Origin of the sequence: Streptomyces sp. ADMS, assembly GCF_033441795.1 — a bacterium.
Lineage (GTDB): Bacteria > Actinomycetota > Actinomycetes > Streptomycetales > Streptomycetaceae > Streptomyces.
Genome location: NZ_JAVFVX010000573.1, coordinates 1 through 270, shown reverse-complemented (window position 1 = coordinate 270; position 270 = coordinate 1). Strand labels below are relative to the sequence as shown.

At 70.4% G+C, this 270-nt stretch carries 1 protein-coding gene; it reads right to left on the bottom strand.

All coding sequences use genetic code 11. The features are described from left to right. On the bottom strand, nucleotides 1-270 hold a 270-nt coding region (locus RB628_RS43060), incomplete at both ends, for a transposase (protein WP_318325845.1).

Here is a 270-nt window from a genome sequence, read left to right as displayed (position 1 = left end):
CCCTTCTTGATCACCTGCGTGTCGTCCAGCACCAGCGTCGCGCCCGGATCCCCCAGCTCCCGTGCCACATACGCCTGCACCCCGGCCAGCAGTCCGTCCGCGCTCCAGGACGCCTCGCCCAGGAACTTCTGGATCCGGTGCGGGGTGGCATGACCGGCCCTCCCTGCCATCGTCCAGCCGTTCTTGCGGCCCAGGTCCGACAGCAGCCCCTCGATGAGATCGGCGAACACCTCCCGCGGCTCCGGCCGGGCGAACAGATGCCCCAACCCG